Below are 15,663 nucleotides of genomic sequence, written 5' to 3' on the forward strand. Positions count from 1 at the left end.
CGCATCTTTTTCAGACCATCGAGAGGCGTGCGGCCCAAACCGCGGGCAGATGGCACGCAGGAAGCCCGGACTAATAAGATGGCATTGAAATCCCCCGCGTTTCGTAGAAAATTTCCGTTGCTGGTAACCGGCAGTCTGCTGGCCATGCAACCTTTCGCCACCTCATTCGTGGTCGCCGCGGAACAGTATGACTGCTCAGTCTCTGCTTCGGGTGCCTGGGATTGCGCGCCGAAAACCGCCGCAGCCCCGTTGCCACCGCGCCCGGTGCATGACGGTGCAGCTGTCAGCTCGGCCGGCAGTACGGCGCAAGCCGACGCTGGCGGCAGCGGCGACGCTGAACCGAAGACTGCGCTGGTCACCGAAGCCAAGGGCCGTGGCCTGCGTTCGCGCAGCGCCGACTACAGCCACCTGGACTGGGTGCCTCGCGAGAAGCTGACCGCGGCCCAACTGGCCGAAACCGGTCCTTATTGCTCCGGCGCGTACATTGAGCCGACCCGTCCTGGCATGAACGACAAGACGGACAAAAGCGATACGCCGACCTTCATCGGTGCCAAGGCGTCTCGTTACGAGCAGGAACAGCAAGTCGCGACCCTGGCCGGTGACGTCGTCATGCGCCAGGGCAGCATGCAGCTGGAGGCTCAGGAAGCCAGCCTGTATCAGGCCGAGAACCGTGGCGAGTTGAACGGCAACGTTCGTCTGCGCGACAACGGTGCCCTGATCGTGGGCGACCACGCAGAGGTCCAGCTCGACACGGGCGCCGCCCAGATCGACAACGCCGAATACGTACTGCACAAGTCGCGCATACGCGGTAGCGCGCTGTACGCCAAGCGTGCCGAGAACGCGATCATCCGTCTCAAGGACGGTACGTACACCACCTGCGAGCCGGACAGCAACGCCTGGCAGATCAAGGGCAACAACATCACGTTGAACCCGGCCACCGGTTTCGGTACGGCGACCAACGCGACGTTGCGGATCAAGAACATCCCGATCCTGTACACCCCGTACATCTATTTCCCGATCGACGACCGTCGTCAATCCGGCTTCCTGCCGCCGAGCTTCAGCACCGGTGGGGAAACTGGCTTTACCCTGATTACGCCGTATTACTTCAACCTGGCGCCAAACTACGACGCCACGTTGTACCCGCAATACATGACCAAACGCGGCTTGATGATGGAAGGCGAATTCCGCTACCTCACCAAGACCAGCGAAGGTCAGTTTGGCGGCGCGTACCTGAACGACGACAGCGACGAACGGAAAAAGCAGAGCGACTACGAAAAAACTCGCTACATGCTCAACTGGCAGCATAAAGGTGGGCTGGATTCGCGACTGACGACCCTGGTCGACTACACCAAGATCAGCGATCCGTACTTCTACCAGGATCTGAAAACCAACCAGGAAGGCGTTCAAGCTCAGGACTTCGTGAACCAACAGGGCGCCTTGACCTATCGCGGCGACTCCTATCAGGCGCGCTTGAACGTCCAGTCTTATCAACTGGCGACCGTTTCGCAGATCACCCCGTATGACCGACTGCCGCAGCTGACCTTCAACGGTACGCTGCCTTACCACCCGGGCGGCTTGGACTTTGCTTACGAGACCGAGGCAGTGCGCTTTGACCGGGATCTTGAGACCGGCAATTACACGGAAAAAGACGGAGGCCCGTTCAATACGCCACCGTTGGCGAATGGCACCCCTCGCCTGGACACTTACGTATTTGGCTTGAACCGCGCCAACGGCACGCGTCTGAACCTGGCACCAAGCATGTCCCTGCCGATGACTGCAACCTACGGGTACATCACGCCGAAGCTCAAGTACGTCTACACCAAGTACGATCTTGACCTGGACAGCACTGGCAAGGCTGACTTGGTAACCAATAGAGGCGGCGCCTCGCAGTTGGGTGAGAGCTTCAACAGTTCACAGGATCGCGCAGTCCCTATCGCCAGTATCGACAGCGGCCTGTATTTCGACCGCAATACCCAATGGTTCGGCGAAAACTATCGCCAGACCCTTGAACCGCGCATGTTCTATCTCTACGTCCCAGAGACGGACCAGAAAGACATTCCGGTGTTCGACACCAGCGAAAACACGTTCAGCTACTCCTCGCTGTTTCGGGATAACCGTTTCTCCGGCTCGGACCGTATCGGCGACGAGAACAAGCTGTCGTTTGGCTTGACCAGCCGCTGGATTCAAGAGAACGGCTTTGAACGCCAACGGGCATCCATCGGCCAGGCGGTATATTTCAAAGATCGTGAAGTGCAACTGCCTGGTATCGATGCCAAGACACGCGATGACGCTCACTCGAACGTTTCGCCAATCGCCTTGGAATACGAATTCCGCTTCAACCATGACTGGCGCGCTACTGCCGACTACAACTGGGACCCGGAGAGCCGTTCCCCACGTTCCGGCAGCGCAATGTTCCACTACCAGCCGGAAGACAACCCGAACAAGGTTGTTAACCTCGGTTATCGCTATCGCAACGACCAAGTGGTTTATAACCAGTTGACCGGTAAATACCAGTTTGGCGGTGACTACGGCACACCTGGCACCGCTAACTACGTGAAGGATTACTACAAAATCCAGCAACACGACTTCTCGATGATGTGGCCGATCATTCCCCAGTGGAACCTGATCACCCGCTGGCAGTATGACTATGCCCGCAACCGCACCCTGGAAGCCTTCGGTGGTTTCGAATACGACAACTGCTGCTGGAAACTGCGTGTGATCAACCGTTACTGGGTTTCCAACGACGAATACACTCAGATCGCCCCGCTGAACGAAAAGGGTGACCACGGGCTCTTCTTCCAGATCGTCCTTAAAGGACTCGGCGGCCTGACCGGCGCCAAGGTAGAGAGCTTCCTCGACAAAGGCATTGAAGGTTATCGTGAACGTGAAGACCAAGCTTTCTGATTGCGTGCGCCCGCTGGTGCTGGGCGCGCTGTTCCTGGGGGCCGCATCGGCACACGCTGCGGTTCAACAGCTGGACAAAGTTGTGGCCATTGTCGATAACGACGTGATCATGCAGAGCCAACTCGACCAACGGGTCAAGGAAGTTCAGCAAACCATCGCCAAGCGTGGTGGCGGCGTGCCGCCTACCAGCGTGCTCGATCCACAGGTGCTGGAGCGCCTGATCGTCGAAAACCTGCAACTGCAGATCGGCGATCGTTCCGGCATCCGTATTTCGGATGAAGAACTGAACCAGGCAGTAGGCACCATCGCTCAGCGCAACAACATGAGCATTGACCAGTTCAAAGCTGCTCTGGCCCACGACGGCCTGTCCTATGAGGACGCCCGTGACCAGATCAAGCGTGAAATGATCATCAGCCGTGTGCGTCAGCGCCGTGTGGCCGAGCGGGTTCAAGTGTCCGAGCAGGAAGTGAAAAACTTCCTGGCGTCGGACCTGGGCAAGATGCAGCTCTCCGAAGAGCTGCACCTGGCCAATATCCTGATCCCGACACCGGACAGCGCCAACGCCGAGCAGCTCAATGCAGCCGCCGCAAAGACTCAGGCCGTTTATGACCGTTTGAAAGCCGGCGCTGACTTCGCCCAGACGGCAATTGCAGTCTCCGGCAGCGACAACGCCCTGGACGGCGGTGATATGGGCTGGCGTAAAGCCGCTCAATTGCCACCTCCGTTTGACCGTGAACTGAGCGCCATGCAGCCGGGTGAAATTACCCAGCCAGCACGCACACCGGGCGGCTTCATCATCCTCAAGTTGCTGGAAAAACGCGGCGGCGAGACCTCGCTGAAAGACGAAGTACATGTTCGTCACATCCTGGTCAAACCAAGCGAAATCCGTACCGAGGCGCAAACCAAGGAACTGGCCCAGAAGATCTATGACCGTATCGAAGGCGGTGAAGACTTCGCCACCTTGGCCAAGAGCTTCTCGGAAGACCCGGGTTCGGCCCTCAACGGTGGCGACCTGAACTGGATCGACCCGAAAGCGCTGGTGCCGGAGTTCCAGGACGTTATGGCCAAGACCCCGCAAGGCGTTCTGTCCAAGCCGTTCAAGACTCAATATGGCTGGCATGTACTGGAAGTTCTTGGCCGCCGCGCGACCGACAACACCACCCAGGCCCGCGAGCAACAAGCCCTGAGCGTATTGCGTAACCGCAAATACGACGAAGAGCTGCAAACCTGGTTGCGTCAGATCCGTGACGAAGCCTACGTGGAAAACAAGCTGCCAGGCGCCGAGCAAACAGGCACCGACCAGGCAACGAAGTGAAACCACAGCGTTTCGCGGTCACACCCGGCGAGCCGGCCGGCATTGGTCCAGACCTGTGCCTGCTCCTCGCCTCGCAACCCCAGCCACACCCCCTGATTGCCATAACCAGCCGCGACCTGCTCCTTGAGCGGGCCGCGCAACTGGGTGTGGCCGTCACGTTGCTGGACGTGGCGCCGGGCAATTGGCCTGACCTGCCGGCCCCCGCAGGCAGCCTGTATGTGTGGGACACCCCGCTTGCGGCCAAGGTCGTTGCCGGGCAACTGAACAAGGCCAATGCGGCGTTTGTGCTGGAAACCCTGACCCGTGCCGGCCAAGGCTGTATCGACGGCGACTTCGCGGGCATGATCACCGCCCCTGTGCACAAGGGCGTCATCAACGACTCCGGTATCGCCTTTTCCGGCCATACCGAATTCCTCGCCGAACTGACCCACACCGCTCAAGTCGTGATGATGCTTGCCACACGCGGCCTGCGCGTGGCCCTGGTGACCACGCACCTGCCGTTGCGCGATATCGCCGATGCCATCACCGCCGAGCGCGTGGAGCGCGTCACGCGCATCCTGTACACCGACTTGCAACAAAAATTCGGCATTGCCCAACCCCGAATCCTGGTCTGCGGGCTTAACCCGCACGCCGGTGAAGGCGGCCATTTGGGCCATGAAGAAATCGACATCATTGAACCGACATTAGAGCGTCTGCGCCAAGAAGGCATGGACCTGCGTGGCCCACTGCCTGCGGACACTCTGTTTACCCCCAAATATCTGGAGCACTGCGACGCAGTGCTGGCGATGTACCATGACCAGGGGCTGCCCGTGCTGAAATACAAAGGCTTCGGCGCCGCAGTCAACGTGACACTGGGCCTGCCGATCATCCGCACCTCCGTCGACCATGGCACTGCCCTGGACCTGGCGGGCAGCGGCAAGATCGATACCGGCAGCCTGCACGTGGCCCTGGAAACCGCCTATCAGATGGCCGAGACCCGTATATGACCGAGCATTACCAACACCGGGCGCGCAAGCGCTTCGGGCAGAACTTCCTGCACGACGCCGGCGTGATCGACCGCATCCTGCGCTCCATCCATGCCAAACCTGAAGACCGCCTGCTGGAAATCGGCCCGGGCCAGGGCGCACTGACCCAAGGCCTGCTGGCCAGTGGCGGTCAACTGGACGTGGTTGAACTGGACAAGGACCTGATCCCGATCCTCAACCAGCAGTTCGCAGGCAAGTCCAACTTCAACCTGCACCAGGGCGACGCGCTGAAGTTCGACTTCAACAGCCTCAATGCCGCGCCCAACAGCCTGCGGGTGGTCGGCAACCTGCCTTACAACATCTCCACACCGCTGATTTTCCACCTGCTGAACAACGCCGGGATCATTCGCGACATGCACTTCATGCTGCAAAAAGAAGTGGTTGAGCGCTTGGCGGCGGGGCCTGGTGGTGGTGATTGGGGCCGTCTGTCGATCATGGTTCAATACCATTGCCGTGTGGAACACCTGTTCAATGTTGGCCCCGGCGCGTTTAATCCGCCGCCGAAGGTCGACTCGGCCATCGTGCGCCTGGTGCCTCACGCCGTACTGCCGCACCCGGCCAAGGACCACAAGCTACTGGAGCGGGTGGTGCGCGAAGCGTTCAACCAGCGCCGCAAGACCCTGCGCAACACGCTCAAGGCGCTGCTGAGCAACGCTGAGATCGAAGCCGCCGGCGTCGATGGCAGCCTGCGCCCCGAGCAACTGGACCTGGCCGCGTTCGTGCGCCTGGCCGACCAGCTTGCCATCCAGCCTGCGCCAACCGTGGACTGAAGCCTGCCATGCATGGGCCAGACAGCATGTCTGGCCTAGTGCCCTGCTGATGGCCTAGACTGATCCGCATCTGCTGTCCTCCGCTTTTGCTTTTAAGGCCTCTTGCATGTCCGATCCTCGCTACCAGATCGACGTCAGCGTCGTCACCCGCTTCCTCGCGGACCAATCTCAACCCGAACATAACCGTTTCGCCTTTGCCTACACCATCACGGTGAAGAACAACGGGCAGGTGCCGGCCAAGCTGCTGTCGCGCCACTGGGTGATCACCGACGGTGACGGTCAGGTTGAGGAAGTGCGCGGCGCCGGTGTGGTTGGCCAGCAACCGTTGATCGACGTTGGCGCCAGCCATACCTACAGCAGCGGCACGGTGATGACCTCCAAAGTCGGCACCATGCAGGGCTCGTATCAGATGAAAGCCACCGACGGCAAACTGTTCGACGCCATCATCGCGCCCTTCCGCCTCGCCGTGCCTGGAGCCCTGCACTGATGGCGACGTACGCGGTCGGCGACCTGCAAGGCTGCCTGGAACCCCTCAAGTGCCTGCTGGAGCGGGTTGCCTTCAACCCGGCAAGCGATCGCCTGTGGCTGGTGGGTGACTTGGTCAATCGCGGCCCCGAGTCCCTGGAAACCCTGCGTTTCCTGTATGGCCTGCGCGACTCCCTGGTGTGTGTACTGGGCAACCATGATCTGCACTTGCTGGCGGCCGGCAATAACATCGAACGCCTGAAAAAGAGCGACACCCTGCGCGAAATCCTTGAAGCACCGGATCGCGCGCAACTGCTGGATTGGCTGCGTCGACAAAAGCTCATGCATTACGACGAAGGCCGCAACATGGCCTTGGTCCATGCTGGCATCCCGCCTCAATGGACACTGAAAAAAGCCCTCAAGTGTGCCGCTGAAGTGGAAAGCGCACTGGCCGATGACAGCCTCTACACCGCTTACCTCGACGGCATGTACGGCAATGAGCCCGTCAAGTGGGACAACGACCTCACCGGCGCGACCCGCCTGCGCGTCATCACCAACTACTTCACACGCATGCGCTTCTGCACCGCAGAGGGCAAACTGGACCTCAAAAGCAAGGAAGGCGCCGACACCGCGCTGCCCGGCTACAAGCCCTGGTTTGCCCACAAGGAGCGCAAGACCCGCGACACGCAAATCATCTTCGGCCACTGGGCTGCCCTTGAAGGCAAGTGCGACGAGCCGGGTGTCTTTGCCCTCGATACCGGCTGCGTGTGGGGCGGCGCCATGACCCTGATGAACATCGACACCGGCGAGCGCTTGAGCTGCCAGTGTGAATCCCCCCTTTCCGTGACACTGCCGGCCGCCAAGCCATAGGAGCCCGCCATGAGCGAATTCAAACGTATCCCTCCCGAAGAAGCCCAGGCACTGCGCGAGCAAGGTGCCGTGGTGGTCGACATCCGCGACCCTCAGGCTCACGCCGCTGGCCATATCACCGGCGCGCAGCATCTGGACAACCACAACATCGCCGACTTCATCCGTGCCGCGGACCTCGACGCACCGGTGATCGTGGCCTGCTATCACGGCAACTCCAGCCAGAGCGCGGCCGCCTACCTGATCAGCCAGGGCTTCTCCGATGTCTATAGCCTGGACGGTGGCTTTGAGCTGTGGCGTACGACCTATCCTGCAGAAATTGCCTCCGGCGATTCGCAATAATTTTTTTCACACCCCGCTACCCCGCGTGACGCATGGGCTCGCGCCGTTTCTGACGAACGGCGCAGCCAACTAATTGCGCATCGCGCCTTGAACTCCCGGATTCCGAACTATCCTTAAGCGCAGGCCATCCGAATCAGGGGAGAGCCGGTACACCGGCGTGCGGGTCATCGGTAGCGTTTGAGGGTGTTCTGGGGGGAAAACAGCCATTGGTGATCACCAATGACTGCCAGCATCGACTGATTGATCCGGCGTCGGCTCCACGTATCGAGCGAGGTGACGACGTCATGAGTATCTTTAGCCACTTCCAACAACGCTTCGCGTCCACACAGCAGGAAGAGCTCACGCTGCAAGAGTATCTCGAGCTGTGCAAGCAGGACCGCAGCACCTACGCGTCTGCCGCCGAACGTCTGCTATTGGCAATTGGTGAGCCGGAACTGGTGGAAACCGCCAACAATTCGCGCCTGTCGCGAATATTTTCCAACAAGGTGATCCGCCGCTATCCGGCCTTTGAAGACTTCCATGGTATGGAAGAATGCATCGACCAGATCGTCTCCTACTTCCGCCATGCCGCCCAAGGCCTGGAAGAGAAGAAACAGATCCTTTACCTGCTCGGCCCCGTCGGCGGCGGCAAGTCGTCCCTGGCTGAAAAACTCAAACAACTGATCGAGAAGGTGCCCTTCTACGCGATCAAGGGCTCACCGGTATTCGAGTCGCCACTGGGCCTGTTCAACGCCACGGAAGATGGCGCGATCCTCGAAGAGGACTTCGGCATTCCGCGCCGCTACCTCAATACCATCATGTCGCCCTGGGCCACCAAGCGCCTGGCCGAATTTGGCGGTGATATCAGCCAGTTCCGCGTGGTGAAACTCTACCCGTCGATCCTCAACCAGATCGGCGTGGCCAAGACCGAGCCAGGCGATGAGAACAACCAGGACATTTCGGCCTTGGTGGGTAAAGTCGATATCCGTAAACTCGAAGAATTCCCGCAGAACGACGCCGACGCCTACAGCTATTCGGGCGCACTGTGCCGGGCCAACCAGGGCCTGATGGAGTTCGTGGAGATGTTCAAGGCGCCGATCAAGGTGCTGCACCCACTCCTGACCGCAACCCAGGAAGGCAACTACAACAGTACCGAAGGTCTGGGCGCGATTCCGTTCACCGGGATCCTGCTGGCCCACTCCAACGAATCGGAATGGCATACCTTCCGCAACAACAAGAACAACGAAGCCTTCATCGACCGGATCTACATCGTCAAGGTGCCGTACTGCCTGCGGGTCAGCGACGAGATCAAGATTTACGACAAGCTGCTGTTCAACAGTTCTCTGGCCAAGGCTCACTGCGCGCCCGACACCCTGAAAATGCTTGCGCAATTCACCGTGCTGTCGCGCCTCAAGGAGCCGGAGAATTCGAACATCTACTCGAAGATGCGCGTGTACGACGGCGAAAACCTCAAGGACACCGATCCCAAGGCCAAGTCGATCCAGGAATATCGCGACACGGCGGGCGTGGATGAGGGCATGAACGGCCTTTCCACACGTTTCGCGTTCAAGATCCTCTCCAAGGTCTTCAACTTCGACCCGCACGAGATCGCCGCCAACCCGGTGCACCTGCTCTATGTACTGGAACAGCAGATCGAACAGGAGCAATTCCAGGCGGAAACCCGCGAACGCTACCTGCGCTTCCTCAAGGAATACCTGGCGCCGCGCTACATCGAGTTTATCGGCAAGGAAATCCAGACCGCGTACCTGGAGTCCTACAGCGAGTACGGCCAGAACATTTTCGACCGCTACGTGCTGTACGCAGACTTCTGGATTCAGGACCAGGAATACCGCGACCCGGAAACCGGCGAAATCCTCAACCGCGTAGCCCTCAACGAGGAGCTGGAAAAGATCGAGAAACCAGCCGGCATCAGCAATCCGAAGGATTTCCGCAACGAAATCGTCAACTTCGTGCTGCGCGCCCGGGCCAACAACAACGGCAAGAACCCTACCTGGCTCAGCTACGAGAAGCTGCGGGTGGTTATCGAGAAGAAAATGTTCTCCAACACCGAGGATCTGCTGCCGGTCATCAGCTTCAACGCCAAGGCCAGCAAGGAGGACCAGCAAAAACACAACGACTTCGTTACACGAATGGTTGAGCGTGGCTACACCGACAAACAGGTACGGCTGCTCTCCGAGTGGTATCTGCGGGTTCGCAAATCGCAGTGAAATAGCGACAAGCTTCTAGCGACAAGCTGCAAGATAAAGGCGAGTGAGCCGTCATATTGGGCGCACACTCCTCTTGCAGCTTGTAGCTTACGACTTGAAGCTCCCCGGAGGGGCCTATGAGCTATGTGATCGACCGACGCCTTAATGGCAAGAACAAGAGCACGGTAAACCGCCAGCGTTTCCTGCGGCGGTACCGTGACCACATCAAAAAGGCCGTTGAAGAGGCTGTCAGCCGCCGCTCCATCACCGACATGGAGCATGGTGAACAAATCAGCATTCCCGGACGGGACATCGACGAACCGGTGCTGCACCATGGCCGGGGCGGCAAGCAGACCGTCGTGCACCCCGGCAACAAGGAGTTCACCACCGGCGAGCACATCCAACGGCCCCAAGGTGGCGGCGGGGGTAAAGGCCCGGGCAAGGCCGGCAACTCCGGCGAAGGCATGGATGAGTTCGTGTTCCAGATTACCCAGGAAGAATTCCTCGAATTCATGTTCGAGGACCTGGAGCTGCCCAACCTGGTCAAACGCAACCTGACCGGCACCGATACGTTCAAGACCGTGCGCGCCGGGATAAGCAACGAGGGCAATCCGTCCCGGATCAACATCATCCGCACCCTGCGCTCGGCCCATGCTCGCCGTATCGCACTGTCGGGCAGCAGCCGCGCCAAACTAAAACAGGCCAAGGAAGAGTTGGCGCGCTTGAAGCGCGAAGAGCCGGACAACTTCGGCGATATTCAGGAAATCGAGGCCGAAATCGAAAAACTCAGCGCGCGCATTCACCGCGTGCCGTTTCTCGATACCTTTGACCTGAAATACAACCTGCTGGTGAAGCAACCCAACCCCAGCTCCAAGGCGGTCATGTTCTGCCTGATGGACGTGTCCGGCTCCATGACCCAGGCCACCAAGGACATCGCCAAGCGCTTCTTCATCCTGCTGTACCTGTTTCTGAAGCGGAACTACGACAAGATCGACGTGGTGTTCATCCGCCATCACACCAGCGCCCGGGAAGTGGACGAAGAAGAGTTCTTTTACTCGCGGGAAACCGGCGGCACCATCGTGTCCAGCGCGTTGAAGCTGATGCAGGAGATCATGGCCGAGCGCTACCCGGCCAACGAGTGGAATATCTACGCCGCCCAGGCTTCCGACGGCGACAACTGGAATGATGATTCGCCCATCTGCCGCGACATCCTGATCAACCAGATCATGCCGTTTGTGCAGTACTACACGTACGTCGAAATTACCCCCCGTGAGCACCAGGCCCTGTGGTTCGAATACGAGCGCATCGGCGAAGCCTTTGCCGATACCTTCGCCCAGCAGCAACTGGTCTCGGCCGGCGATATCTACCCGGTCTTCCGTGAACTCTTCCAGCGCAGGTTAGTGACATGACGGCCAAAGCGCATAAGCGCCAACCCATTTCCACCGGGTCCGAGTGGACCTTTGAACTGATCCAGGCCTATGACCGGGAAATCAGCCGTATCGCGGCGGGTTATGCCCTGGACACTTACCCTAACCAGATCGAAGTCATCACCGCCGAACAGATGATGGATGCGTATGCGTCAGTCGGCATGCCCTTGGGCTATCACCACTGGTCCTATGGCAAGCACTTCCTCAGCACCGAAAAGTCCTACACCCGCGGCCAGATGGGCCTGGCCTACGAGATCGTCATCAACTCCGACCCATGCATCGCCTATCTGATGGAGGAAAACACCATCTGCATGCAGGCGTTGGTGGTGGCCCATGCATGCTACGGGCACAACAGTTTCTTCAAAGGCAATTACCTGTTCCGCACCTGGACCGATGCCAGCTCGATCATCGATTATCTGGTGTTCGCCAAGCAGTACATCATGCAGTGCGAGGAGCGTCATGGCATCGACGCGGTGGAGGACTTGCTCGATTCCTGCCACGCCCTGATGAACTATGGGGTTGATCGCTACAAACGTCCGTACCCGATTTCTGCCGAGGAAGAACGCCTGCGCCAGAAGGAGCGTGAGGAACACTTGCAGAAACAGATCAACGACCTGTGGCGCACCATTCCAAAACGTGCGGGCAAAAACAGCGACAAGGACAATGCGCGCTTCCCTGCCGAACCTCAGGAAAACATCCTCTATTTCCTGGAAAAACACGCGCCACTGCTGGAGCCGTGGCAGCGGGAAATCGTGCGCATCGTGCGCAAGATCGCCCAGTACTTTTATCCACAGCGCCAGACCCAGGTGATGAACGAAGGTTGGGCCACGTTCTGGCACTACACCTTGATGAATGACCTGTACGACGAGGGCCTGGTCACCGACGGTTTCATGATGGAGTTCCTCACCTCCCACACCAGCGTAGTGTTCCAGCCAGGCTTTGATAGCCCGTATTACAGCGGCATCAACCCCTACGCACTGGGCTTTGCGATGTATCGCGACATCCGGCGCATGTGCGAACACCCCACCGAAGAAGACCGCCGCTGGTTCCCGGAAATCGCCGGCAGCGATTGGCTGTCGACCATCAAGTTCGCCATGAGCAGCTTCAAGGATGAGAGCTTCATCCTGCAGTACCTGTCACCCCAGGTGATTCGCGACCTCAAGCTGTTCAGCATCATGGATGACGACCTCAAGGATGACTTGGTGGTGCCCGCGATTCATGACGAACCCGGCTACCGCACCATCCGTGAAACCCTGGCGGCGCAGTACAACCTGGGCAATCGTGAGCCTAACGTGCAGATCTACAGCATCGATGTGCGCGGCGACCGCTCGCTGACCCTGCGTCATCAGCAGCACGACCGCAAACCCTTGGGCGAATCCACCGAGGAGGTGCTCAAGCACCTGCATCGGTTATGGGGCTTCGACATTCACCTGGAAACCCTGCAGGGCGATCAAGTGATGAAGACCCACCACGTGCCGCCACGCAGCGATCATAACGACAACGACTACGGCCGCCTGGACCTGGCCGTCGTTCACCTCTGAAACAGCAAAGCCTCCATTGGTCAGGCACAGGCGTTATCCTGTGCCGCTAATGGAGGCTTTTTCATGAAAATCTACAAAGTCGGCGGTGCGGTGCGTGACCGGTTGCTGGGCATCAAGGTCACCGACATCGACCGTGTTGTCGTCGGCGCAACCACTGAAGAAATGCTCGCCAAGGGCTACAAGCCGGTGGGCGCTGACTTTCCGGTATTCCTGGACCCCAAAAACGGCGACGAATACGCCCTCGCCCGCACCGAACGCAAGAGCGGCCGGGGTTATGGTGGTTTTGTATTCCATGCCAGCCCCGAGGTGACGCTGGAAGAAGACCTGATTCGTCGCGACCTGACCATCAACGCCATGGCGGAGGATGATGACGGCAACCTGACCGATCCCTATCACGGCCAGCAGGATTTGACAGCGCGCGTTTTGCGTCACGTTTCCCCCGCATTTGCCGAAGATCCCCTCCGTGTACTGCGCGTTGCACGTTTTGCAGCACGTTACGCTCACCTCGGCTTTACCGTCGCGCCGCCAACGTTGGAGCTGATGCGTCAGCTCAGCGAATCCGGCGAACTGGAAGCCCTGACGCCAGAGCGCAGTTGGAAAGAAATCTCTCGGGCACTGATGGAGGATCAGCCTCAAGTCTTTATTCAGGTACTGCGCGACTGCAACGCGCTGAAAACCCTGATGCCGGAAGTGGATGCCCTGTTCGGTGTACCGCAACCAGCAGCCCATCACCCTGAAATCGACACCGGCCTACATACCTTGAGCGTGCTGGAACAGGCGGCCCTGCACAAACAACCGCTCACCGTGCGCTGGGCCTGCCTGCTGCATGACGTGGGCAAAGGCCTGACACCTGTGGATAAGTTGCCGCAGCATATTGCCCACGAACAGACCGGCCTGAAGCTGATCAAGGCGGTGAACGAGCGCTTCAAGGTGCCGAAGGATTGTCAGGAATTGGCCCTGCTTGTCGGCCAATATCACACCCACGGCCATCGCGCGCTGGAGCTGAAAGCGTCGACATTGCTGGAATTGCTGCAGAGTTTTGACGTTTATCGCAGGCCACAGCGTTTTGAAGAGTTCGTGGTGAGCTGTGAAATGGACGCACGGGGCCGCAAAGGCCTGGAGCAAAGAAGTTATCCACAAGCGGATTATTTACGCGGCGCGGCGAAAGCGGCCCGCGAGGTGCCTGTGGCGCCTTTGCTGGAGAAAGGCTTCAAAGGCCCCGAGCTGGGTGAGGCGCTCAAGCGTGAGCGGCTCAAGGTGTTGAAAGCCTACAAAGAACAACACGCCCTATAGGGGCGCGTCCGGCGTCAGCTGCTGGCCCTGCCACTCAAAACCGACAGGCGCCAGCACTTGATCGATCTGTGCATCGCGCCATAGCTGCGCCAATGTCTTGCCCGCCTCAGGGTGCACACGATCGGGCGCCATCAACGACAGCGGCCACAGCACAAAGGCGTTTTTCAGGATCTCTGCCCGCGGCAGGATCAAGCCATCAAAATTTCCCACCAGCTCGCCGTACAGCAACACATCGATATCCAGCGGCAGCCCTTTGCGGTCCGGGGCATAACGGCCGTTGTCGGCCTCGATGAATTTCAACCGGCGATCCAGCTCCATCAGCGGCAGGTCGGTGTAGGCCGAGACCACCAGATTGAAGAATGGCCCGCTTTTGATCCCCACTGGCTGGCTTTCGAACACTGGAGAACAGCGCACATCGGTCAAGAAGCTCGCCAGCGCATCCAGGCCGGCGACCAAATGGCGCTCGCGCTCGATATTGCTGCCAAGGCCCAGGTAAATCTGAGTTAGCGACATCCGCGCTCGATCTCCACGCCCACGCCTTTGGCTGCCGGTACGGCGCCGGGCTTGGTCAACTTGAGGTGCAGCCAGGGAATCTGAAATTCACGCATCAGCACTTCGGCCAGGCGCTCGGCAAAGGTTTCCACCAACTGGTACTGGGATTGTTCGGCAAAGGCCTGGATACGCGCAGATACGCTGGCGTAATCGAGCGCCAGGGTCAGATCGTCACCCGCAGCAGCCGGGCGGTTGTCCCAGGCAAAGCTCAGGTCCAGACGCAGACATTGCTTGATGCCGCGCTCCCAGTCGTAGGCCCCGATCACGGTGTCGACTTCCAGGCCTTCGATAAACACTCTGTCCAAGCTCTTCTCCGCAGCACGACAAGGGCGCGTTGCCCCGTTAGAATCAGGGCGTCCTCGCCCGGAATAGTTAGCATGTTTTGGTTACTGGCGACTCTCGCCTACCTGCTCGGCTCGCTGTCCTTCGCCATTTTGCTCAGCCGCCTGACGGGAAATCCCGACCCGCGAATGAGTGGCTCAGGCAATGCCGGCGCCACCAATATGTTGCGCCTGGCCGGCAAGAAACTCGCCGTCCTGACGCTGCTGGGCGACGTGTGCAAGGGCCTGCTGCCCGTGCTGATCGCCAACGGCGTCGGCCTCTCCCTGCAACAGCAAGCCTGGGTGGGCGTGTCTGCCGTCCTGGGCCATCTGTTTCCGCTGTACTTCCGCTTTCGCGGTGGCAAGGGCGTCGCCACGGCGGCCGGCATGTTGCTGGGGATTTACCCTCCGGCAGCGTTGCTGGCCGTGCTCGCCTGGTTACTGACGTTCTACCTGACCCGCACGAGTTCCTTGGCCGCACTGATCGCCACACCACTCACCCTGCCACTGCTGGCCTGGCAAGAACCTGCGGCGCTGTTGCCGATGAGCGTGCTGACACTGCTGATCGTCTGGCGCCACCGCGGCAATTTACGCGACCTGTTTGCCGGGCGCGAACGGCATTTTTAAATACGTTCGATGAACCCGGCTCACAGTGA

Annotated in this window: 14 protein-coding genes; 12 read left to right on the forward strand and 2 right to left on the reverse strand. The window is 59.4% G+C overall.

Translation table 11 applies throughout. The features are described from left to right. Positions 1-78 precede the first annotated feature (78 nt). From A7J50_RS26530 to A7J50_RS26580, 11 genes are all read left to right on the forward strand, one after another. Positions 79-2,904 (forward strand): LPS-assembly protein LptD, encoded by a 2,826-nt coding sequence (locus A7J50_RS26530; protein WP_064454387.1) that lies wholly within the window; start codon positions 79-81, stop codon positions 2,902-2,904. Continuing rightward, positions 2,885-4,219 carry a peptidylprolyl isomerase gene (locus tag A7J50_RS26535; protein WP_064455018.1) on the forward strand — a complete coding sequence of 445 codons (1,335 nt, stop codon included), beginning with the start codon at positions 2,885-2,887 and terminating at the stop codon, positions 4,217-4,219. Before A7J50_RS26530 ends, A7J50_RS26535 begins: the two co-directional genes overlap by 20 nt. Then, complete coding sequence (pdxA, locus tag A7J50_RS26540; protein ID WP_064454388.1) at positions 4,216-5,205, forward strand: 4-hydroxythreonine-4-phosphate dehydrogenase PdxA; 990 nt, start codon at positions 4,216-4,218, stop codon at positions 5,203-5,205. The genes A7J50_RS26535 and pdxA overlap by 4 nt, the downstream gene beginning before the upstream one ends. Then, entirely contained in the window at positions 5,202-6,014 is an 813-nt protein-coding gene (gene rsmA / locus A7J50_RS26545) for a 16S rRNA (adenine(1518)-N(6)/adenine(1519)-N(6))-dimethyltransferase RsmA (RefSeq protein ID WP_064454389.1), read from the forward strand. Before pdxA ends, rsmA begins: the two co-directional genes overlap by 4 nt. A 106-nt stretch (positions 6,015-6,120) precedes the next feature. Beyond that, on the forward strand, positions 6,121-6,501 hold the full coding sequence (gene apaG, locus A7J50_RS26550) for a Co2+/Mg2+ efflux protein ApaG (RefSeq protein WP_064454390.1): 381 nt from the start codon (positions 6,121-6,123) through the stop codon (positions 6,499-6,501). Then, positions 6,501-7,349, forward strand: coding sequence for a symmetrical bis(5'-nucleosyl)-tetraphosphatase (locus tag A7J50_RS26555; RefSeq protein WP_064454391.1), 849 nt, complete (start codon positions 6,501-6,503; stop codon positions 7,347-7,349). The genes apaG and A7J50_RS26555 overlap by 1 nt, the downstream gene beginning before the upstream one ends. 9 nt (positions 7,350-7,358) lie before the next feature. Continuing rightward, positions 7,359-7,688: a thiosulfate sulfurtransferase GlpE gene (gene glpE / locus A7J50_RS26560; protein WP_064454392.1), complete on the forward strand. Its 330-nt coding sequence runs from the start codon at positions 7,359-7,361 to the stop codon at positions 7,686-7,688. A 284-nt stretch (positions 7,689-7,972) separates the two neighbouring features. Beyond that, positions 7,973-9,895 (forward strand): PrkA family serine protein kinase, encoded by a 1,923-nt coding sequence (locus A7J50_RS26565; protein ID WP_003194732.1) that lies wholly within the window; start codon positions 7,973-7,975, stop codon positions 9,893-9,895. 116 nt (positions 9,896-10,011) lie between these two features. Next, positions 10,012-11,283, forward strand: a complete 1,272-nt coding sequence (locus tag A7J50_RS26570) for a YeaH/YhbH family protein (RefSeq protein WP_003194735.1) — start codon at positions 10,012-10,014, stop codon at positions 11,281-11,283. Continuing rightward, positions 11,280-12,842 carry a SpoVR family protein gene (locus A7J50_RS26575; RefSeq protein ID WP_053258321.1) on the forward strand — a complete coding sequence of 521 codons (1,563 nt, stop codon included), beginning with the start codon at positions 11,280-11,282 and terminating at the stop codon, positions 12,840-12,842. Before A7J50_RS26570 ends, A7J50_RS26575 begins: the two co-directional genes overlap by 4 nt. A gap of 63 nt (positions 12,843-12,905) precedes the next feature. Then, positions 12,906-14,135 (forward strand): multifunctional CCA addition/repair protein, encoded by a 1,230-nt coding sequence (locus A7J50_RS26580; RefSeq protein ID WP_064454393.1) that lies wholly within the window; start codon positions 12,906-12,908, stop codon positions 14,133-14,135. On the opposite strand, the gene folK is transcribed toward A7J50_RS26580, so the two are convergent. Continuing rightward, the gene (folK, locus tag A7J50_RS26585) at positions 14,130-14,648 is read right to left on the reverse strand and encodes a 2-amino-4-hydroxy-6-hydroxymethyldihydropteridine diphosphokinase (protein WP_064454394.1); all 519 of its coding nucleotides are present in this window, start codon (positions 14,646-14,648) and stop codon (positions 14,130-14,132) included. The genes A7J50_RS26580 and folK overlap by 6 nt on opposite strands. Beyond that, the gene (gene folB / locus A7J50_RS26590; RefSeq protein ID WP_053258324.1) at positions 14,639-14,992 is read right to left on the reverse strand and encodes a dihydroneopterin aldolase; all 354 of its coding nucleotides are present in this window, start codon (positions 14,990-14,992) and stop codon (positions 14,639-14,641) included. The genes folK and folB overlap by 10 nt, the downstream gene beginning before the upstream one ends. A gap of 72 nt (positions 14,993-15,064) precedes the next feature. On the opposite strand from folB, the gene plsY reads away from it, so the two are divergent. Next, the gene (gene plsY / locus A7J50_RS26595; RefSeq protein WP_064454395.1) at positions 15,065-15,634 is read left to right on the forward strand and encodes a glycerol-3-phosphate 1-O-acyltransferase PlsY; all 570 of its coding nucleotides are present in this window, start codon (positions 15,065-15,067) and stop codon (positions 15,632-15,634) included. Positions 15,635-15,663: the final 29 nt, after the last annotated feature.

The organism is Pseudomonas antarctica, assembly GCF_001647715.1.
Taxonomy (GTDB): domain Bacteria; phylum Pseudomonadota; class Gammaproteobacteria; order Pseudomonadales; family Pseudomonadaceae; genus Aquipseudomonas; species Aquipseudomonas antarctica_A.